17 protein-coding genes and 1 riboswitch are annotated in these 20,906 nt (G+C 61.0%); of the genes, 13 read left to right on the top strand and 4 right to left on the bottom strand.

The genetic code is table 11. The features are described from left to right. The first annotated feature begins 41 nt into the window (after nucleotides 1-41). The 3 genes from AO065_RS25340 to AO065_RS25330 all read left to right on the top strand — a co-directional run bounded on the left by AO065_RS25340 (nucleotide 42) and on the right by AO065_RS25330 (nucleotide 5,789). Complete coding sequence (locus AO065_RS25340) at nucleotides 42-1,265, top strand: TolC family protein (RefSeq protein ID WP_032650517.1); 1,224 nt, start codon at nucleotides 42-44, stop codon at nucleotides 1,263-1,265. 69 nt (nucleotides 1,266-1,334) lie between these two features. Next, entirely contained in the window at nucleotides 1,335-2,612 is a 1,278-nt protein-coding gene (locus tag AO065_RS25335) for an efflux RND transporter periplasmic adaptor subunit (protein ID WP_004880258.1), read from the top strand. Between the two features lie 24 nt (nucleotides 2,613-2,636). Then, nucleotides 2,637-5,789 (top strand): CusA/CzcA family heavy metal efflux RND transporter, encoded by a 3,153-nt coding sequence (locus AO065_RS25330; protein WP_004880260.1) that lies wholly within the window; start codon nucleotides 2,637-2,639, stop codon nucleotides 5,787-5,789. 64 nt (nucleotides 5,790-5,853) lie between these two features. Here the strand turns inward: AO065_RS25330 and AO065_RS25325 are convergent, their stop codons facing one another. Together AO065_RS25325 and AO065_RS25320 are read right to left on the bottom strand one after the other, a co-directional pair. Further along, nucleotides 5,854-7,179: an OprD family porin gene (locus tag AO065_RS25325; RefSeq protein ID WP_004880262.1), complete on the bottom strand. Its 1,326-nt coding sequence runs from the start codon at nucleotides 7,177-7,179 to the stop codon at nucleotides 5,854-5,856. Between the two features lie 331 nt (nucleotides 7,180-7,510). Further along, the gene (locus AO065_RS25320; RefSeq protein ID WP_029244148.1) at nucleotides 7,511-7,735 is read right to left on the bottom strand and encodes a hypothetical protein; all 225 of its coding nucleotides are present in this window, start codon (nucleotides 7,733-7,735) and stop codon (nucleotides 7,511-7,513) included. A 242-nt stretch (nucleotides 7,736-7,977) separates the two neighbouring features. Here AO065_RS25320 and AO065_RS25315 point away from each other — a divergent pair, with 242 nt between their 5' ends. Both AO065_RS25315 and AO065_RS25310 read left to right on the top strand, forming a co-directional pair. Beyond that, the gene (locus AO065_RS25315) at nucleotides 7,978-8,310 is read left to right on the top strand and encodes a DUF2790 domain-containing protein (RefSeq protein WP_004880266.1); all 333 of its coding nucleotides are present in this window, start codon (nucleotides 7,978-7,980) and stop codon (nucleotides 8,308-8,310) included. A gap of 304 nt (nucleotides 8,311-8,614) precedes the next feature. After that, nucleotides 8,615-9,871, top strand: a complete 1,257-nt coding sequence (locus tag AO065_RS25310) for a cation:proton antiporter (RefSeq protein ID WP_004880268.1) — start codon at nucleotides 8,615-8,617, stop codon at nucleotides 9,869-9,871. A gap of 25 nt (nucleotides 9,872-9,896) precedes the next feature. On the opposite strand, the gene AO065_RS25305 is transcribed toward AO065_RS25310, so the two are convergent. Further along, on the bottom strand, nucleotides 9,897-10,820 hold the full coding sequence (locus AO065_RS25305) for an AraC family transcriptional regulator (RefSeq protein ID WP_004880269.1): 924 nt from the start codon (nucleotides 10,818-10,820) through the stop codon (nucleotides 9,897-9,899). Between the two features lie 310 nt (nucleotides 10,821-11,130). Here AO065_RS25305 and AO065_RS25300 point away from each other — a divergent pair, with 310 nt between their 5' ends. From AO065_RS25300 to otnI, 8 genes are all read left to right on the top strand, one after another. Further along, nucleotides 11,131-12,438 carry an ABC transporter substrate-binding protein gene (locus tag AO065_RS25300; protein ID WP_004880271.1) on the top strand — a complete coding sequence of 436 codons (1,308 nt, stop codon included), beginning with the start codon at nucleotides 11,131-11,133 and terminating at the stop codon, nucleotides 12,436-12,438. A 33-nt stretch (nucleotides 12,439-12,471) separates the two neighbouring features. Further along, nucleotides 12,472-13,245, top strand: a complete 774-nt coding sequence (locus tag AO065_RS25295) for an L-iditol 2-dehydrogenase (RefSeq protein WP_004880273.1) — start codon at nucleotides 12,472-12,474, stop codon at nucleotides 13,243-13,245. Nucleotides 13,246-13,350: 105 nt separating this feature from the next. Further along, entirely contained in the window at nucleotides 13,351-14,172 is an 822-nt protein-coding gene (locus tag AO065_RS25290) for a DeoR/GlpR family DNA-binding transcription regulator (protein WP_004880275.1), read from the top strand. A gap of 308 nt (nucleotides 14,173-14,480) precedes the next feature. Then, the gene (gene ltnD, locus AO065_RS25285; protein WP_004880277.1) at nucleotides 14,481-15,386 is read left to right on the top strand and encodes an L-threonate dehydrogenase; all 906 of its coding nucleotides are present in this window, start codon (nucleotides 14,481-14,483) and stop codon (nucleotides 15,384-15,386) included. A 10-nt stretch (nucleotides 15,387-15,396) separates the two neighbouring features. Beyond that, a complete protein-coding gene (gene otnK, locus AO065_RS25280; RefSeq protein WP_004880279.1) occupies nucleotides 15,397-16,686 on the top strand; it encodes a 3-oxo-tetronate kinase in 1,290 nt (429 codons plus the stop codon). After that, nucleotides 16,686-17,324 carry a 3-oxo-tetronate 4-phosphate decarboxylase gene (otnC, locus tag AO065_RS25275; protein ID WP_004880282.1) on the top strand — a complete coding sequence of 213 codons (639 nt, stop codon included), beginning with the start codon at nucleotides 16,686-16,688 and terminating at the stop codon, nucleotides 17,322-17,324. The genes otnK and otnC overlap by 1 nt, the downstream gene beginning before the upstream one ends. Nucleotides 17,325-17,486: 162 nt before the next feature. Beyond that, the gene (locus AO065_RS25270) at nucleotides 17,487-18,944 is read left to right on the top strand and encodes a GntP family transporter (protein WP_004880284.1); all 1,458 of its coding nucleotides are present in this window, start codon (nucleotides 17,487-17,489) and stop codon (nucleotides 18,942-18,944) included. Nucleotides 18,945-18,966: 22 nt separating this feature from the next. Further along, nucleotides 18,967-19,749, top strand: a complete 783-nt coding sequence (otnI, locus tag AO065_RS25265) for a 2-oxo-tetronate isomerase (protein ID WP_004880286.1) — start codon at nucleotides 18,967-18,969, stop codon at nucleotides 19,747-19,749. A 367-nt stretch (nucleotides 19,750-20,116) separates the two neighbouring features. Here the strand turns inward: otnI and AO065_RS25260 are convergent, their stop codons facing one another. Further along, the gene (locus AO065_RS25260; protein WP_004880288.1) at nucleotides 20,117-20,512 is read right to left on the bottom strand and encodes an acyl-CoA thioesterase; all 396 of its coding nucleotides are present in this window, start codon (nucleotides 20,510-20,512) and stop codon (nucleotides 20,117-20,119) included. Nucleotides 20,513-20,789: 277 nt separating this feature from the next. Continuing rightward, nucleotides 20,790-20,900, top strand: a riboswitch (S-adenosyl-L-homocysteine riboswitch). Nucleotides 20,901-20,906: the final 6 nt, after the last annotated feature.

The raw sequence follows: 20,906 nt of genomic DNA, 5'->3' as shown, positions 1-20,906 counted from the left end.
CGATCGTGCTCGGGTTTAGGCTGGCGTCAGGGTGGACGCACATCAGAACGGGCGCGCTGTGCGTGCTGCTGTTTCCATTGATGACTCCGGTGGCGATCGCTCAGGGGTTGAGCCTGCCACAGGCCATCGAAGCGGCGTTTGCCGAGAACCCTGACCTTGCGGCCGCCCGCTGGGAAATCGGGGTGGCTGAAGGTGAACGCCAGCAGGCGGGCTTGATGCCCAACCCGGTAGCGTCCTGGGAGGCGGAGGACACACGCAGCGAGACCCAAACCACCACCGTGATGCTCAGTCAGGCGCTGGAACTGGGCGGCAAGCGCGGGGCGCGAATCGAGGCCGCCAGCCGTGGCCAGGACGCCGCCCGGATCGAGCTTGAACGGCGCGGCAACGAGTTGCGGGCCGAGGTGGTTCAGGCGTTCTACGCCGCCGCCCGTGCGCAGGCCGGTCTGGATCTGGCGCGGCAATCCCGCTCACTGGCCGAGCGTGGCCTGCAAGTGGCCGAAGGCCGTGTGCAGGCGGGCAAGACCTCACCGGTCGAGGCGACACGGGCTCAGGTGCAACTGGCCGAAACCGACCTGCTGGTACGGCGCGCCGAGACCCTGAAAATCAACAGCCACCGCGAGCTGGCTCGAGCGACAGGCTCCCCGACCGCCTCGTTCGACCGACTGGACTACACCGATCTGTCACCCGGCCAAGTGCCGCCTTCAGCCAGACTGCTGACCGCCCTCAACGAAACGGCCGAACTGCGTCTCGCCCAGGCCCAGATCGACCAGCGTGAAGCCGCGCTCGGTTCGGAACGGGCCAAGCGGGTTCCGGACCTGACCGTCAGTGTCGGCAGCCAGTACAGCCGTGAAGATCGCGAGCGCATCAACGTGGTCGGCCTGTCGATGCCGATTCCCTTGTTCGATCGCAATCAGGGCAACGTCCTTTCTGCTGCCAGACGCTCGGACCAGGCACGCGACCTGCGCAATGCCGTGGAGCTGAAACTGCGCACCCAGATCCAGTCGGCGCTTGATCAATGGGCCACCGCCTCGCGCGAAGTGGAGTCGTTCAACCGGGTCATCCTGCCTGCAGCGCAGCGCGCGGTCGATACGGCAACGCGTGGCTTCGAGATGGGCAAATTCGGTTTCCTCGAAGTGCTGGATGCCCAGCGAACCCTGATTTCCGCCCGCAGCCAATACCTGGAATCGCTGGCAACGGCCACCGACGCCAGCGTCAGCGTCGAACGCATCTATGGCGACCTCGACCGGTTCAGCCTCAAACCCTGACTTCTTTTTTGCGCACCTATCGAGCGCACCGCAGCGTGCGCAGCACCTACCTGATTGCCGGGAGCATCCATGGACAACAAACGAAGCATTGGCATCGCCCTGGCGGTGGTGGTCATCATTGGCCTGGGCAGTCTGACCCTGAAGCCTGGCCTGCTGCCTTTCAGCGCCCAGGCTGAACCGGACACGCACGCCAACGAATCGGCGGACGCCCACGCAGGCGAAGAAGCCCACGCGGACGAGGAACATGGCGAGGACAGCCATGGCAGCGAACCAGAACAGCACGGCGCCGCCAAAGCGGAGCCCGCTCACGAGGAAGAAGAAGGCCACCTTGAGCTCAGCGCCGAACAGATCAAGGCCGCCGGCATTGAACTGGTCGCCGCCGAGCCCCGGCCAATGAGCACGTCAGTCACCTTCCCCGGCGAAATCCGCTTCGATGAAGACCGCACCGCCCACGTAGTGCCTCGGGTCGGCGGCGTTGTCGAATCGGTGAAGGTCGAGCTGGGCCAGAGCGTCAAAAAAGGTCAGGTGCTGGCCGTCATCGCCAGCCAGCAGATCTCCGATCAACGCAGTGAGTTGAACGCGGCGCAGCGACGTCAGGAACTGGCGCGGCTGACCCTGCAGCGCGAGAAGAAACTCTGGCAAGACCGGATTTCGGCCGAACAGGATTACCAGCAGGCGCGTCAGGCCTTTCAGGAAGCGGACATCAGCCTGTCCAACGCCCGGCAGAAGCTCAGCGCCATCGGCGCCAGCGTCAGTCCCTCGGCAGGCAACCGCTATGAGCTGATTGCCCCTTTCGACGCGATGGTCGTGGAGAAACACCTGGCCATCGGCGAAGTGGTGAGCGACGCGAGCAACGCCTTCACGCTGTCGGATCTGTCCCGCGTCTGGGCCACCTTCGGCGTCGCGCCCAAGGACCTGGACAAAGTCATCGTCGGTCGCCCGGTCTCGGTCAGCGCACCTGACCTGAACGCTCGTGTCGAGGGCCGTATCGGTTATGTCGGCAGCCTGCTGGGTGAGCAGACCCGTGCGGCCACCGTTCGCGTCACCCTCGCCAACCCCAACGGCGCCTGGCGACCGGGGCTGTTCGTCTCGGTCGATGTGGCGGCAGAACAGAGCCAGGTCGCGGTCAGTCTGCCGGAGTCGGCGATCCAGACCGTCGAAGACAAGCCTTCGGTGTTCGTGCGCAACGACGAGGGCTTTCAATTGACGCCCGTCACGCTCGGCCGCAGCGATGGCGGCTACGTAGAAATCGTCAAAGGCCTGGCCGCAGGCACTCAAGTGGCCGCCGCCGGCAGCTTCATTCTCAAGTCGGAGCTGGGCAAAGGCTCCGCCGAGCACGCCCATTGACCTGCGTCGTACGAGTATTCCCTCATGTTTGAACGGTTGATCAAATTCGCGATTGAACAGCGCATCGTGGTGATGCTCGCGGTCCTGCTGATGGCAGGGCTGGGCATCGCCAGTTACCAGAAACTACCCATTGATGCCGTACCCGACATCACCAACGTACAGGTGCAGATCAACACGTCGGCACCCGGCTTTTCGCCGCTGGAGACCGAGCAACGCATCACCTTCGCCATCGAAACCAACATGGCCGGCCTGCCCGGTCTGCAACAGACACGCTCGCTGTCGCGCTCGGGTCTGTCACAGGTCACGGTGATTTTCGAGGACGGCACCGACCTGTTCTTCGCCCGCCAGCAGGTGAACGAACGACTGCAGATTGCCAAGGACCAGTTGCCCGAAGGCGTCGAAACCATGATGGGCCCGGTCTCCACCGGACTGGGCGAGATTTTCCTGTGGACCGTCGAAGCCCGAGAAGGCGCACGCAAGGAAGACGGCACGCCGTACACGCCGACCGACCTGCGGGTGATTCAGGACTGGATCATCAAGCCGCAGTTGCGCAACGTGCCCGGTGTGGCCGAAATCAACACCATCGGCGGCTTCGCCAAACAGTATGAAATCGCGCCCGACCCCAAGAAACTCGCCGCCTACAAGCTGACCCTGAATGATCTGGTGGCGGCGCTGGAGCGCAACAACGCCAACGTCGGCGCGGGCTACATCGAACGAGGCGGCGAACAACTGCTGATCCGCGCACCGGGCCAGCTCGAAAACATCGATGACATTGCCAACATCGTCATCGCCAACGTTCAGGGCACGCCGATTCGGGTGAGCAGCGTGGCTGAAGTCGGCATCGGCAAGGAGATGCGCTCCGGCGCGGCCACTGAAAACGGTCGCGAGGTAGTCCTCGGCACCGTGTTCATGCTGATTGGCGAAAACAGCCGCACGGTTTCCCAGGCCGTGGCCGCCAAGCTCGCCGACATCAATCGCACACTGCCCGAAGGTATCGAAGCGGTCACGGTGTACGACCGCACCAACCTGGTCGAAAAAGCCATTGCGACGGTGAAGAAAAACCTCGTCGAAGGCGCGATTCTGGTCATCGCGATCCTGTTTCTGTTTCTGGGCAATATCCGTGCTGCGCTGATCACGGCGATGGTCATTCCATTGGCGATGCTGTTCACCTTTACCGGCATGTTTGCCAACAAGGTCAGCGCCAACCTCATGAGCCTTGGCGCGCTGGACTTCGGCATCATCGTCGATGGCGCGGTGGTGATCGTCGAGAACTCGATTCGCAGGCTTGCCCATGCGCAGCAGAAACACGGCCGGATGCTGACCCGCGCCGAACGCTTCCACGAAGTCTTCGCTGCGGCTAAAGAAGCTCGACGCCCGCTGATCTTCGGCCAGTTGATCATCATGGTCGTGTACCTGCCGATCTTCGCCCTCACCGGCGTCGAAGGCAAAATGTTCCACCCGATGGCGTTTACCGTGGTCATCGCCCTGCTCGGTGCCATGATCCTGTCGGTCACGTTCGTGCCTGCGGCCATCGCCATGTTCGTGACCGGCAAGGTCAAGGAAGAAGAAGGCTTCGTGATGCGCACCGCTCGCCAGCGCTATGCGCCGGTGCTCGGCTGGGTACTGGGGCACCGCTGGATTGCCTTCACCCTGGCGTTCGTGGTGATGGTGTTGTCCGGTTTTACTGCCAGCCGCATGGGCAGTGAGTTCATCCCGAGCCTGAGCGAAGGCGACTTCGCGCTGCAGGCCCTGCGCGTGCCTGGCACCAGCCTGACGCAATCGGTGGATATGCAGCAGCGCCTCGAAAAGGCCGTGATCGAAAAGATGCCGGAAGTGGAGCGCATGTTCGCGCGTACCGGCACGGCAGAAATTGCCGCCGACCCGATGCCGCCGAACATCTCCGACAGCTACGTGATGCTCAAGCCGCAGAGCGAATGGCCAGACCCTGACAAGTCGCGGGAAACCCTGATCGCCGAGCTGCAAAAGGCCGCTGCCAGCGTACCGGGCAGCAATTACGAGTTGTCCCAGCCTATCCAGTTGCGCTTCAACGAGCTGGTGTCGGGCGTACGCAGCGATGTGGCGGTAAAAGTGTTCGGCGACGACATGACCGTGCTCAACCAGACTGCCGCCAAAATCGCCGCAGCCATGCAAAAGGTGCCAGGTGCGTCCGAAGTGAAGGTCGAGCAGACCACTGGCCTGCCGGTGCTGACCATCAACATCGATCGGGATAAGGCGGCACGCTACGGCCTCAACGTTGCTGATGTGCAGGACGCCATCGCCACCGCACTGGGCGGACGGCAGGCCGGTACACTGTATGAGGGTGATCGCCGCTTCGACATGGTGGTGCGCCTGTCCGAACAGCTGCGCACCGACGTGGCCGGACTGTCCAGTCTGCTGATTCCGGTGCCGGCCAGCGCAGGCAGCATTAACCAGCAGATCAGCTTCATCTCGCTGTCGCAGGTTGCCAGCCTCGATCTGGTGCTCGGGCCGAACCAGATCAGCCGCGAGAACGGCAAGCGACTGGTGATCGTCAGCGCCAACGTGCGCGGCCGTGACCTGGGCTCATTCGTCGAGGACGCGGGCCAGACCATCGACAGCAGCGTGCAGATTCCGGCGGGCTACTGGACCAACTGGGGTGGCCAGTTCGAACAGTTGCAGTCGGCCGCCAAACGCCTGCAGATCGTGGTTCCCGTTGCACTGTTACTGGTGCTCGCGCTGCTGTTCCTGATGTTCAACAACCTCAAGGACGGCCTGCTGGTCTTCACCGGCATCCCGTTCGCCCTGACCGGCGGCGTCATGGCGCTGTGGCTGCGCGACATACCGCTGTCGATCTCCGCAGGCGTGGGCTTCATTGCCCTGTCGGGTGTGGCGGTACTCAACGGACTGGTGATGATCTCGTTCATCCGCAACCTGCGCGAGGAAGGCCGCTCCCTGCACGACGCCATCACCGAAGGCGCCCTCACCCGCCTGCGCCCGGTACTGATGACCGCGCTCGTCGCATCGCTGGGCTTCATCCCGATGGCGCTGGCAACAGGCACCGGTGCAGAAGTGCAAAGGCCGCTGGCGACCGTGGTGATCGGCGGGATTCTGTCGTCTACGGCACTGACGTTGCTGGTGTTGCCCGCGTTGTATCAGTGGGCGCATCGGCGGGAGGAGGAAGAGGTGGAAGCCAAGTGACTGGCTGAGCCATGACGCAGACCAAAAAAAACGCCCCTCGGGGCGTTTTTTGTTCGACGAATAATCAGAGAACACTCAGCGGGTATTCCACAATCACCCGCACTTCATCCAGATCCGACTCAAACGCGGTCGCCCGGGTTGTGGCCTGACGCACGCGTACTGACAGGTCTTTCATGGTCCCGGTCTGCACGATGTATTTGGCTTCGATGTTGCGCTCCCAGCGTTTCTGGTCGGTCAGCGGGTTGCCCTGCGCGTCGCGGCGCATGTAGGTGCTGTTGGCATTGGAGTAATCGGCATCGGTGCCTTTGCCGTAACGGGTCATGAACGTCAGGCCCGGCACGCCGTAGGTGGTCATGTCCAGGTTGTAAGTGACCATCCACGAGCGCTCCTTCGGTGAGTTGAAGTCGCTGTACTGGATGGAGTTGGCCAGATAGATCGAGTCGGACAGTCTCAGGTAATCGAAGTCGTCGTCGCCCTGGTTGCGTTGATGGGACACCGCCAGACTGTGCGCGCCGTATTTCAGGCCGACACTGGCACTCCAGATGTCGTTGTCGAACTCGCCGAGCAGGCGCTTGCCTTCGTCGGTCGCGTTGTAATAGTTCAGGCTGCTGGTCATGGACAGGTCGCTGGTGATCGGCAGCACGTAGGAGGCCGAGCCGTATTTCTGATCCCAGGCATCCTTCAACCGGCTGGTGTACAGCGAAAGGTTCAGTCTGTCGGTGGCTTCATAGTCGCCGCCAAAGTACGCGAGCCAGGGCGAGTCGACCGGCCCGGCGTAAAACGTGGAAAAGCCTTCTTTCATGTCACTGGATGCAGGCTGGCTCATCCCGTTGAGGCGACCACCCTGCACAGTCAGGCCTTTGATGCTGGTGTTACTGGCAGTCACGCCGCGAAAGCTTTCCGGCAGCAGACGCGCATCACCGTAGGCAACCACTGGCGTCACTGGAAACACATCGCCGACATGAACCACGGTGTCAAAAGCTCTGGCTTTCAGTGCGCCGCCGACTTTGGTGTATTCGTCGCGAGCGTTGCCATCCGAATCGACAGGCATCACCGAGAACGGCGTCTGCAGGCCGTTTCGGCCGTCGCCCGTGTCCAGCTTGATGCCCACCATGGCGAACGCATCGAGGCCGACGCCGAAGGTGCCCTGGGTGAAGCCCGATTCGAACCGCCCCATGATGCCGTGCGCCCAGCCTTCGGAGTAGCCGCTGCCCGTCGGGCTCGACTCGCCATTGCGGTGGTCACGGTTCATGTAGAAGTTTCGGTTGAGGATATTGAGCGTGCTGCCTTCGACAAACCCTTCTTTCTGCTCTTCTGCGAAGGCGGCAAAGGGTGTCATCCCGGCGAGGGTCGAACACAAGGCGAGGGAAAGTCTTTTACGTTGATTCATGTGCGCTCCGTTCATTTGGCAGATCGGGTAAACGTGTCGACCTGGCATGTTGTTATAAATAGACGGCTGCCAGTGAGGCACAATCTTGAAGAGGCGGAGATAACACGAAGATGACGAGAAGATTACAAATCCGAAAGAAACCCTACTTGCACTAAAATCAGAATAACCTTTCAGAAATACGAAACTAATACAATATGCCAACTGGCATATTGTGCTTTTTAAAAAAGCAAAAAAAAGCGCCCCGAAGGACGCTTAAACATTCGCCTCAACCAAAGGAGCCGGAAAGCTGCCAAAGGCGAACAAGGGTGCTGCTCATTGCAAACCAAACGCGTTAGCCTTCAGTCTTGTCGGACTTGTCAGACTTGGATTTTTCATCCGAGTTGACATACTGCTCACCCTGCTTGGCGGCCTGACGCTCCTGGAAACGCTGCTCCTGGGCCATCCGCATCTTGTCTGCAGCGGTGCTTGCGAATTCGTTGCCGTCGTCGGCAAAGGCGCTTGTAAAGGACAAGGCGGCAACTGCAAAGACCATCGATTTAATCAGTTTCATCTTCATTTCCTCTTCTCTCGTTAATGTCTGGACCCTGCGTTGCGCTGGGCGCTTTGCAGGAATGTGCCCATCTTACGAGCGGGTACCTAACAGGAAGGTGAGCGGAACATGACAAATTTGTCATAAATAAAAAACATCAAAAAAACCGGGTAATCTCCAAACTTACAAAAACGTAATTATTCAGTAACGTTCGCGTTAACCCTCGACCGTTACATTGAACTCACTTTCAAACAACGGAGAACACGAACATGCGTACTACTGCTAAATCCCTGCTGCTGGCTCTGGCGATTCTTTCCCCTCTGAGCGCTTTTGCTTACACCTCAGACGAAGTCAAGGCAGAAACCCTGATCAAGGACCACCAGGCCGCCGTGCAGAAATATGCAACCCGCGCTAACAAGCCGATGCCGGAAATCAAGGAATACCATTACGGGATGCACCTGGATGTCGCGAAAGTCATCCGCAAGTCGCCGGACGTCAAGACCTGCAGCGTGATGCCCAAACTGATGACTTACCAGGATTCCAAAGGCGATCTGAACACCGTCCAGTACCAGGTTCTCAGCGGCTGCCGTAACAGCCAATGATTCCAGACATGCCAGGAGGCCACCCCGATACATTGAACCCAACGCTCCACCCACCATCAGCCCGGACCCCAGTCCGGGCTGATTTTTTTGCGTCTGTTTCCCCTGCGCAGGGCTCCGTCTCCTGCCGTCACTCCATCTGATTGCCGCGCTTTTTTGCAACATGCAGGTCGTTGCGTGGTCAACGCAAACCCCAATTGTGTTTGGGGCAATGTGCCTGAACCGCTGCCCGGTCCATCACACTCTGCCTGGGTGTAGCTCTGCCACGCCGCAATTGAAACTGGATACACGGACTCTGGAATGACGGATGCTTGAACTTGTTGCTGCCTTTATCTGCCTCACTTCGCTGCTGACCTATGTGAACTTCCGCTTCATCGGTCTGCCGCCCACTATCGGCGTGATGGTCACTGCGCTGATGTTTTCGCTGATCCTGCAGGGCCTGAGCCTGATGGGCTTTCCGGGCCTGGAAAATCGCGTTCAGGAACTGATCGGCCAGATCGATTTCGGCGATCTGCTGATGAACTGGATGCTGTCCTTCCTGCTGTTTGCGGGCGCACTGCACGTCAACCTGGCGGACCTGCGCAGCTACCGCTGGCCTATCGGGCTGTTGGCGACCTTCGGCGTATTGATCGCAACCACCGTGATCGGCGCACTGGCGTACTGGATCTTTGCCCTGTTCGGCTGGCACGTCAGCCCGCTCTACTGCCTGCTTTTCGGCGCGCTGATTTCGCCGACCGACCCCATCGCGGTACTGGGCGTGTTGCGGACTGCCAATGCCTCGAAGCCGCTGAAAACCACCATTGTCGGCGAGAGTCTGTTCAACGACGGCACGGCGGTTGTCGTGTTCACGGTGTTGCTGGGCATCGCGCAACTGGGTGAAACCCCGACCGTCGGTGAAACGGCCATGCTGTTTGTGCACGAAGCCGTGGGCGGCGTGCTGTTCGGCGGCCTGATCGGCTATGCCGTGTACCTGATGATCAAGAGCATCGAGCAGTATCAGATCGAGGTCATGCTAACCCTGGCATTGGTCATCGGCGGATCGGCGATGGCGTCGGAGCTGCACGTTTCCGGCCCTATCGCGATGGTCGTGGCTGGACTGATCATCGGCAACCTGGGACGCAATCTGGCGATGAACGACATGACCCGTCGTTACATGGACGGTTTCTGGGAATTGCTGGATGACATGCTCAACGCCATGCTGTTCGCGCTGATCGGCATGGAGCTGTTGCTGCTCCCATTTTCGTGGCAGCACCTGACTGCCGCAAGCCTGCTGGCCGTGGCGATTCTGCTGTCGAGGTTTGTCACGGTGGCACCGGCGATTATGCTGCTGCGTCGCTGGCGCTCTGTGCCGCAGGGCACCATACGTATTCTGACCTGGGGTGGTTTGCGTGGCGGTGTTTCCGTTGCGCTGGCACTGGCGCTGCCGACCGGGCCGGAACGCGACCTGCTGCTGAGCATTACCTACATCGTGGTGCTGCTGTCGATCCTGTTGCAGGGCCTGACCATCGGCAAACTGGTCAAGGCCGTCACGCGGGAGCCACAGGTGAAGGACTCGGCGCACTGAGTGAGTCGCAATCGGTTGCGGAGCCTCAGGCGCTGCGCGCCGTATTGAACAGGGTCATCGTCATGGCGCGTCGGTAATCGCTGGGCGTCTGGCCTGTCTCGACGCGAAAGTGCCGGTTGAAGTTGGAGAGGTTGGCATAGCCGACCTCGAAGCAGATGTCCGACACCGACATGTCGGACTGCAACAGCAATCGGCAGGCGCGCTGAATTCTCAGTTTTCGCATCAGGTCGATGAAACCGTGACCGGTGTTGCGTTTGAAGAAACGTGAAAATCCCGGATCGGTCATCTCCAGGCGTTGGGCGATCACCGACAGACGGATGTCATTGGTCAGCTCGCTCAACAGATAGTCGAACGCCTTGTTGATCCGCTCGGCGCTGCGCGCGTCCAGCGTCGGTGCGTAGCAACTGCTGGCAAGCAGATGAGCTTCCTGAGACGGAGCCTTGACCAGCGTATTGATCAACTGCAGAAAAAGTATCAGCCGCTCCAGACCCTGCGCCGTACCGATGTCTTCCATCAACCGCGCCGCCTGCACCGCCGTTGCACCCGAGAATTCAAGACCGCGACGCGCCTGCTCGAACAGACGCTGCAACTCGCCCAGTTCCGGCAGCGTCTTGCGCAACGCCAGCAGCGCAGCACCGTCGAACTGCAAGACCACGTCGCGCCCCGGCAGATGCTCGCCCGGCGCCAGATCACCTATCCAGTCATGGGGCAGGTCGGGGCCGATCAGCGCGACATGCCCTGCGTCGAAACCGCCGATGTAATCGCCCGCCACCAGCTTGCCGCTGCCACGGCGGATCAGGTGAATCTCGAATTCGGGATGATGATTCCAGCGCGCCAGGGCGTAGGGATAGTCGTGCTCGTACCAGCGAAAACACTGGTCCGGTTCGGGAAGAATGACTTCCAGTTCGGCGGGACGCTGCTCGAAAAGAGCGGCTCGGCTGTCAGGCATTGCAGGCGCCTTTTATCGTTATGGGTGCTTCGTGCAGGCACCAACATACGCCTGCCTGATCCTCTCTCGCTAGCGGCGATACCGACCGGCACTGATACTTTTTTGATTTCGGACGACCGGAGGACATTCGGTTAAAAAAGTATCGGAATGGCATCCGCAGTGCGTTTGTCCGGGTTCGGTTTGGCTGCTGTAATCGGGTCTCCGCCGTGGCAGTTGCCTACCACAAAAGCAGCCTCGTTTCACGAACACCACGGCCAACAACAAAAACAATGACTCCCGCCATCAGCGGCGCGGAGTGGAGAGCACGACGATGAAGATGCACAAAGCGCTTTTCCTGTCTGCCGGTCTGTCCTTCGCCCTTGTCAGCCACGCGGCTGAGACCATCACCATCGCTACCGTGAACAACGGCGACATGATCCGCATGCAGCGCCTGTCGAAAATCTTCGAGCAACAGCACCCCGACGTGAAGCTCAACTGGGTGGTGCTGGAAGAAAACGTACTGCGCCAGCGCCTGACCACCGACATTGCGACCCAGGGCGGCCAGTTCGATGTGCTGACCATCGGCACTTACGAAACTCCGTTGTGGGGCGCCAAGCAATGGCTTGAGCCGATTACCGGTTTGCCGCCTGAATACGACCTGCAGGACATTTTTCCGGCCGTGCGTCAGGGCCTGTCCGTGAAAGACACGCTATACGCCCTGCCGTTCTACGGCGAAAGCACCATCACCTATTACCGCACCGACCTGTTCAAGCAGGCCGGACTGACCATGCCGGAGCACCCGACCTGGACGCAGCTGGGCGAGTTTGCCGCCAAACTGCATCAGCCCGACAAAGGCCTGTACGGCATGTGCCTACGCGGCAAGGCGGGCTGGGGCGAGAACATCGCACTGCTGAGCACCATGGCGAATGCCTTCGGCGCGCGCTGGTTCGACGAACAATGGAAGCCTGAACTGACCAGCCCGGAATGGACCAGAGCGGCAAACTTCTATGTCGACACCCTCAAGAAGTACGGCCCGCCCGGCGTGACCAGCAATGGATTCAACGAAACGCTGGCCCTGTTCAACAGCGGCAAGTGTGCGCTGTGGGTGGACGCCAGCGTCGCGGGATCGTTCACCACCGACAAGGAACAGAGCCGGGTCGTCGACAGCGTTGGCTTTGCGCCTGCACCTACCGAAGTCACCGACAAGGGTTCATCGTGGCTCTACGCGTGGTCGCTGGCAATTCCCGTCACCTCCACACATAAAGAGGCCGCCAAGGCGTTCATCACCTGGGCGACGTCCAAGGAATACATCCAGTTGGTGACCGAGAAAGACGGCATCAGCAACGTACCGCCAGGCACTCGTACTTCGACCTATAACGAGGCTTATCTAAAGGCCGCGCCGTTCGCCAAGGTGACCTTGCAGATGATGCAGCACGCCGATCCTGCGCATCCGTCCGCCAAGCCGGTGCCTTACGTCGGCATTCAGTACGTGACCATCCCGGAATTCCAGGCCATCGGCACCTCGGTCGGCAAGCTGTTCACCGCAGCGTTGACCGGGCAGACCACGGTCGAACAGACCCTCGCTGCGGCCCAGATGGTGACTGAACGGGAAATGAAACGTGCCGGGTATCCCAAGTAATCCGACACACTTCTAAAGGACGGATAACGAATCATGAATAGACTGGAAGGTAAAAGCGCGCTCATCACCGGTTCTGCCCGCGGCATCGGCCGCACCTTTGCGCAGGCCTATATCCGCGAAGGTGCAACGGTCGCCATCGCCGACATCAATCTGCAACGTGCACAAGCCACCGCTAGCGAACTCGGGCCGAACGCCTATGCGGTCAGCATGGACGTGACCGATCAGGCGTCCATCGATCAGGCAATCGCTGCCGTGGTGGCGCAGACCGGCAAGCTGGACATCCTGATCAACAACGCTGCGCTGTTCGATCTGGCACCGATTGTCGACATCACCCGCGAGAGCTTCGAGCGCCTGTTCTCGATCAACGTCGGCGGTGCGCTGTTCACGCTGCAGGCGGCTACCCGGCAGATGATCGCCCAGGGACATGGCGGCAAGATCATCAACATGGCCAGTCAGGCGGGACGTCGAGGTGAAGCACTGGTCGGTGTGTATTGCGCGACCAAGGCTGCCGTGATCAGCCTGACCCAGTCGGCCGGTCTGGACTTGATCAAACATCGCATCAATGTCAACGCCATCGCGCCCGGCGTGGTGGACGGCGAGCACTGGGACGGCGTCGATGCGTTGTTCGCCCGCTATGAAAATCGGCCGCTGGGTGAAAAGAAAAGGCTGGTCGGCGAACAGGTGCCCTTCGGACGCATGGGCACGGCGGATGACCTGACCGGCATGGCGATTTTCCTCGCCTCGGCGGACAGCGAGTACGTGGTGGCGCAGACGTATAACGTGGATGGCGGCAACTGGATGAGCTGATCCTGTGAACAAAAGCCGGTCGCCACTTCCATTGACGGGGCGATTGGCTAAGATGCCCGGACCGCACGTCGTGATCCGCGGCATCACCGAGGCACAGGAGCTGCAATGTCCACCGAAGAGGAGCTCGCCATTTCCGGCGGCACACCGATGATTCCCGATCAGCGTCGAGAGCTGATGCTGCGACAGTTGCGCAAGCATCAGGTGCTCAGCGTGCACCAGTTGATGGAGATGTTCGATTGCTCGCACATGACCATCCGCCGAGACATCGCGTTGCTGGAGCAGGAAGGGCGTGCCTATTCGGTCACAGGCGGGGTGCGCATCGCCAGTCAGGTGCACAGCGAGCCCAGCCATCAATCCAAGGCCGTGGTCGAGCTGCCGCACAAGCAGGGCATGGCGCGACTGGCGGCCGGTCTGCTGCATCCGGACATGACGATCTATCTGGACGCAGGCACCAGTACGCTGGAAATCGTGCCGCACATTGTTGCGCTGTCGGGTATGACGGTGGTCACCAATGACTTTGGCGTGGTGAACGCACTGGCCGATGCCGGGCACGTGGATGTGATTCACACCGGCGGCCTGCTCGATCATCCGAACCGCTCAAGCGTCGGCGGGCTGGCGGCTGCGACCTTGCGGCAACTGGCGACGGACGTGGCGTTCATGTCCACCAGTTCGTGGGATCTGCAGCGCGGCACCACGACGCCCTCGGCACTGAAAGTCGAGGTCAAGCAGGCTGCGATGCAATCTGCTTCGCAAACCGTACTGGTTGCGACCAGCTCCAAATACGGCACCTTTGGCATGTACAAGGTCGCCGCGCTGGACCAGTTCGACACCATCATCACCGACGCCGCCCTGGCCGAGGCTGCCGCCGACGGCATCCGCAAACAACGCATCGAACTGCTCCTCGCCCCGGTAGGCGGCAAGCGCTAGGTTCGTCCCGCCCTCACCTGCGCGTCACCTTTATAAGAGGACGCGGAGCGTCCCGAGATGCATTCACACGCTGGAGCGTAGGAACGATCAGCGTGAGGGCTGAAGCCGTATGAATGATCGTGCCTGTGACGCTCAGCGTCAGCGTCCCACCCTGCCCGATGGAAAAACCCTATCGATGTTAACTTATGTGAAAAATAAAAATACTTCACATTATTTACTCATTGATCCACTATCCGATTCACAGATCAGAACAATAACGTCCACATGCCGGTCTCACAGGCGCGGACACTGACTTTGAGGATTACTGCATGAACACTAAGAATGTTGGCGTCATCGGCCTGGGTGCGATGGGTCTGGGCATTGCCCGTTCGTTGCTGCGCAGCGGCTTCAATGTGCATGCCTGCGATGTGCGCACCAGCGTGACCGAGGCGTTCGCTCAGGAAGGTGGTGTTGCCTGTGAGTCCCCGGCGGCCATGGCCGCTGCCTGTGACGTGATCGTCACGGTCGTGGTCAATGCCGAGCAGACTGAAACCGTGCTGTTCGGCGAGAACGGTGCCATCGCCGCGCTGCGTCCCGGCAGCCTGGTGATCGGCTGCGCCACCGTCGCGCCGACCTTCGCGGTCGAGCTGGGTGAGCGTCTGGCTGCACAGCATCTGCTTTACCTCGACGCCCCGATCTCCGGCGGCGCAGCCAAGGCCGCTTCCGGCCAGATGACCATGATGACCTCCGGCCCCGCCGAGTCGTACGCCAAGGCTGAAGCCATCCTCAACGGCATGGCAGGCAAGGTCTATCGCCTGGGCGACGTCCACGGTCTGGGCTCGAAAGTCAAAATCATTAATCAGTTGCTGGCCGGCGTGCACATCGCCGCGAGCGCCGAAGCCATGGCGCTGGGTCTGCGTGAAGGTGTCGATGCCGACGCGCTGTACGAAGTGATCACCAACAGCGCAGGCAACTCGTGGATGTTCGAAAACCGCGTGCCGCACATTCTCAATGCCGATTACACGCCGCTGTCTGCCGTCGACATCTTCGTCAAGGACCTGGGCCTGGTGCTGGATACCGCCCGCAGCAGCAAATTCCCGCTGCCGCTTTCGGCCACCGCACACCAGATGTTCATGCAGGCCTCCAGCGCCGGTTTCGGTCGCGAGGATGACTCGGCCGTGATCAAGATTTTCCCGGGCATCGAACTGCCGAAAGCCAAGACCGATAAAGCCTGAGGAGCCTTCGATGAGCCTGACTCACTCTCGCCCGTTGCTGGGCTGCATTGCCGATGACTTCACCGGCGCGACCGACCTGGCCAACATGCTGGTACGCGGCGGCATGCGCACTGTGCAGAGCATCGGTATTCCGAGCGCCGAAATGGCGGCCGGTCTGGATGCCGACGCTATCGTCATCGCCCTGAAATCCCGCACCACGCCTTCGGCCGACGCAGTCGCCGAATCGCTGGCCGCGCTGGAATGGCTGCGTGAGCGCGGTTGTGAACAGATCTTCTTCAAATACTGCTCGACCTTCGACTCGACCGCCGCTGGCAACATCGGCCAGGTCAGCGAAGCGCTGCTGGAACAACTGGGCAGCGACTTCACCCTGGCGTGCCCGGCATTCCCGGAAAACGGCCGCACGATTTTCCGTGGTCACCTGTTCGTGCAGGACCAGTTGCTCAGCGAATCGGGCATGCAGAATCACCCGCTGACGCCAATGACCGATGCCAATCTGGTGCGCGTGCTGCAAGCTCAAACCACTCACAAGGTCGGCCTCCTGCGTTACGACAGCGTCGCCAAAGGCGTGGACAACGTGCGCAGCAAAATTGCCGAACTGCGCGCCGAAGGCGTCAGCATGGCGATTGCCGATGCGCTGTCCGACGCCGACCTGTACACGCTGGGCGAAGCCTGTGCCGACCTGCCGTTGCTGACCGGCGGATCGGGGCTGGCGCTAGGCTTGCCGGGTAACTTCCGCAAAGCGGGCAAGCTGCGTGATCTCGACGCGGCCAAACACATCAACGTGGGCGGCGGCGAAGTGGTGCTGGCAGGCAGCGCATCGGTTGCCACCAACGGTCAGGTTGCGGCCTGGCTGGAAGGCAATCGCCCTGCCCTGCGCATCAACCCGCTGGACCTCGCCGCGGGCAAACCCGTGGTCGAGCAGGCGCTAACCTTCGCCAAAGATGCCGGGCAAACCGTACTGATCTATGCCACCAGCACGCCGGATGAAGTCAAAGCCGTGCAGAAAGAGCTGGGCGTGGAGCGCTCCGGCGCAATGGTCGAGGACGCGTTGGGTCAGATCGCCAAGGGTCTGCTGGACGCGGGCGTGCGACGTTTCGTGGTCGCAGGCGGTGAAACCTCCGGCGCAGTGGTTCAGGCGCTGGGCGTGCAACTGCTGCAGATCGGCGCGCAGATCGATCCGGGGGTCCCGGCCACCTTCAGCACTGGCGCCCAACCGCTGGCGCTGGCCCTCAAGTCCGGCAACTTCGGCGCACGCGATTTCTTCTCCAAGGCCCTCAAGCAACTGGCGGGGGAAGCCTGATGATCGACGAAAACGCTCTGCGTCAGGAAATCTGTGATGTCGGCAGGCTGCTCTACGGCCGTGGCTACACCGTCGGCAGCGCAGGCAACATCAGTGCTCGTCTCGACGATGGCTGGCTGATCACGCCGACCGATGCCTGTCTGGGTCGCATGGACCCGGCCGACATCGCCAAGGTCAATCTGGCGGGCGAATGGGTCTCCGGCAACAAGCCGTCCAAGACCCTGGCGCTGCACCGCGAAGTCTACGATCGCAACCCGGAAGTCGGCGGCGTGGTGCACACGCACTCCACGCATCTGGTGGCGCTGACGCTGGCAGGCGTGTGGCGTGAAGACGACATTCTGCCGCCGCTGACGCCTTATCAGGTCATGAAAGTCGGGCACATTCCGCTGATCCCTTACGAACGTCCAGGCTCGCCGAAGGTCGCCGAGCAGGTCGCGCAGCTGGCCAACACCGTGCGTGGCGTGATGCTCGAACGACTCGGCCCGGTGGTCTGGGAAAGCTCGGTGGCCAAGGCCTGCTACGCCCTGGAAGAACTCGAAGAAACGGCCCGTCTGTGGCTGATGAGCAACCCCAAACCTGCCCCGCTGGAGCCTGCGGCTCTGGAAGAACTGCGGCAAGTGTTCGGCGCCAGGTGGTAACCGAAACCCATTGATCCGGAGGCGCGTCGCGCCTCTTGGCCAACCCCGGCGTGGCCGGAAAACAATAACAACAGGAATCGAGAGCATGACTTACCTACATCCCGTTTTTGTTCGGATTTGCTCGCTGTCACCCTTTGTCACTCCTGAAGGGAGCGCGCAGGCATGACGCCAATCATGTTGATGGTCGTGGCCGGTGCGGGCATCGCACTGCTGTTGTTTCTGGTCCTCAAGTACAAATTCCAGCCCTTTGTCGCCCTGATGCTGGTCAGCATCATCGTGGCGCTGGTCGCGGGTGTTAAGCCTGCCGATCTGGTCGCCACGATTGAAGGCGGCATGGGCAAGACCCTGGGTCATATCGCGATCATCATTGCCCTGGGCGCGATGATCGGGCGCATCATCGAACTCTCCGGTGGCGCCGAGGCGCTGGCCAGAACCCTGATCAACCGTTTCGGCAACAAGCGCACGCCGCTGGCGCTGACGGTAGCGGGTTTCATGGTCGGCATTCCGGTGTTCTTCGAAGTCGGCGTGATCATTCTCATGCCGCTGGCTTATGGCGTGGCCCGAGCCGCACGCAAGCCGCTGATGATCTTTGCCCTGCCGATGTGCGCCGCGTTGCTGGCGGTCCACGCCTTTCTGCCGCCGCATCCGGGCGCTGTTGCCGCAGCCAGCCAGTTGGGCGCGGACCTGGGTCGCGTGCTGATGCTGGGTATTCCGATTGTCGCCGTGCTGTGTGTGATCGGTTACTTCGTAGCCGGTCGCATGACCCGCAAGACCTACCCGATGACCGACGACATTCGCGCCGAAGTCTACGGCCCGCACGTCACCAACGAAGACCTGAAAGCCTGGGCACGCAACGACTATTCCAACGTGCGTGAAGCCACCGAAACCCGCTCGATGGGTGCCGAGGAAAGCGCCAGCAGTCTGGCGAGCAAACTGCCGCCTGCGCCTGCACCGGGCTTCGGTCTGATCATCGCGCTGATTCTGCTGCCGATCGTGCTGATCCTGATGGGTACGCTGGCAACCACCATGTTGCCTGCCGATTCGACAGTGCGCGCCATCCTGACTGTGCTCGGCGCGCCACTCGTGGCGCTGTTGATTGACACACTGCTGTGCGCCTGGCTGCTGGGTTCGCGTCGTGGCTGGAGCCGCACGCAAGTCTCCGACGTGATCGGCTCGGCGTTGCCGGGCGTGGCGATGGTGATCCTGATTGCCGGTGCCGGTGGTGTGTTCGGCAAGGTGCTGGTCGATACCGGTATCGGTGCGGTCGTCTCCGAAGCGCTGCGCAATACCGGTCTGCCGGTGCTGGCGCTGGGCTTCCTGCTGACCCTGCTGCTGCGCGCCGTGCAAGGTTCGACCACCGTTGCGCTGGTCACCACCGCCGGCATCCTCAGCCCGCTGATCGCAACCCTGGACCTGAGCGCCAACCACTTGGCCCTGCTGTGTCTGGCCATGGGCGGTGGCGGTCTGGCGATGTCGCACATCAACGACGCCGGTTACTGGATGTTCACCAAGCTGGCCGGCCTGAACGTCGCCGACGGCTTGCGCACCTGGACCGTACTGGTCACGCTGCTGGGCACACTGGGCTTCGTGATTACCCTGCTGCTTTGGCCATTCGTCTGACCCTTTGAAGACTGGAGTTAACATGCCTCGTTTTGCCGCCAACCTCAGCATGCTGTACCCGCAGCATGATTTTCTTGAGCGCTTTGCCGCAGCGGCCGCCGACGGTTTCGGCGCGGTCGAGTACCTGTTTCCCTACGCCTGGACACCGCAGGAGCTCAAGCAGCGCTTGAGCGACAACGGTCTGGTGCAGGCGCTGTTCAATGCGCCGCCGGGCGACTGGGATGCATGCGAACGAGGCATCGCCACCCTGCCGGGTCGTGAAGCGGAATTTCGCAGCGGCATCGAACGTGCGCTGGAGTACGCGCAGGTGCTGGGCAATGACCGGGTTCACGTCATGGCCGGCCTGCTGCCCAGTGAAAACCTGCGCGAACGTCATCAGGCGGTGTATCTGGAGAACCTCGCGTTCGCGGCCGAGCAGGCCAAGGGCGCCGGGGTGACGATCCTGATCGAGCCGATCAACACCCGCGACATGCCGGGCTTTTTCCTCAATCGTCAGGATCAGGCGCAGGACATCTGCAAACTGGTGGGTGCCGATAACCTCAAGGTGCAGTTCGACTGCTACCACTGCCAGATCGTCGAAGGCGACCTGACCAGCAAACTGCGTCGCGACTTTGCCGGTATCGGTCACATTCAGATCGCAGGTGTGCCGGATCGCAACGAGCCGGACCTGGGCGAACTGAACTACGAGCACCTGTTCAACGTCATCGACGAGCTGGGCTATAAAGGCTGGATCGGCTGCGAATACCGCCCCAAAGGCGACACCAGCGAAGGGCTGGCGTGGTTGCGGCAGTTGCAGGGGAAGTAATCACACTGATCGACAGCGGACGCGGGGCGTCCTGAGAGGCGTTACCACGCAGAGCATGGGAACGATCATAGGCCTTGAGAACACTGATCGTGCCTACGCTCCGCGCTCATCGTTATACACAAGTCGCAATGAGCATCTGGAGCGGGCACTATTCCGACCGTGTGCGGACTTGTCCGCGAAAGCTGGTACATACGGTGAAGATGCAGCGTCTGAAACGCAGTATTCGCGGACAAGTCCGCTCCCACTTTCAGGTACCGCATTCATTCAGGTCGACTTGTGTATAACGATGAGTGCTCCGCGTGGGCATGCAGCCCATGACGCTCTGCGTCACATTCCAGAGTGGACGCGGAGGAGCGATCAATACCGCTTACTCAGGCGCGTCAAACTGATCCTTGATGTAGCGAATCTCGGTCCGGCCATGCGGCGCGGGCTGTCCGTCTTCGCCCAGGTTGACGAACACCATCTTCTCGACCGTCAGGATGCTCTTGCGGGTGATCTTGTTGCGGACCTGACACATCAGCGTGATCGAGGTGCGACCAAACTCGGTGGCGGTGATGCCCAGCTCGATGATGTCGCCCTGACGCGACGCACTGACAAAGTTGATCTCGGAAATGTACTTGGTCACCACACGCTGGTTGCCCAGTTGGACAATGGCATAGATGGCCGCTTCTTCATCGATCCAGCGCAACAGGCTGCCGCCGAACAGGGTGCCGTTGGGGTTCAGGTCTTCAGGCTTGACCCACTTGCGGGTATGGAAATTCATGTTCACTCCTGAGCGTCTTCGATAAGAGAACCGCATGATGGCAGAGCCAGCCACTCGCGCCCATGCCTTGACCCATTGTGACTGTGTATCGGGGCAATTGACGCCCCGCAACCCACATGAAAAAACAGCACACCTAAGCCGTTGTGCGCCAAGAACATTCCGGCAAGTGCCGATCCAGACGCCCGCCAGCCGACAGAAAACCTTGGGAAGAATCGCCAGCGCAGCTATACTGCCCTCCGTTTCAAGCGGCCATCCACGCTGATGCCGTTCCCGCCACCTGTCCGAGGGGCGCTGCAGCAGGTTCTCCCTGTCAGGCTCGGATGGGGCGTTGTTTGACCGACTGATGCTCAGTCGGCAAGCCTTAAACGCACAACGGCGCCCATTCGCATTTTTA

It is taken from the genome of Pseudomonas viridiflava, from assembly GCF_001642795.1.
Classification (GTDB): domain Bacteria; phylum Pseudomonadota; class Gammaproteobacteria; order Pseudomonadales; family Pseudomonadaceae; genus Aquipseudomonas; species Aquipseudomonas viridiflava.
The sequence above is the reverse complement of the archived record's forward strand: the minus strand, read 5'-3'. Positions and strand labels throughout refer to the sequence as shown.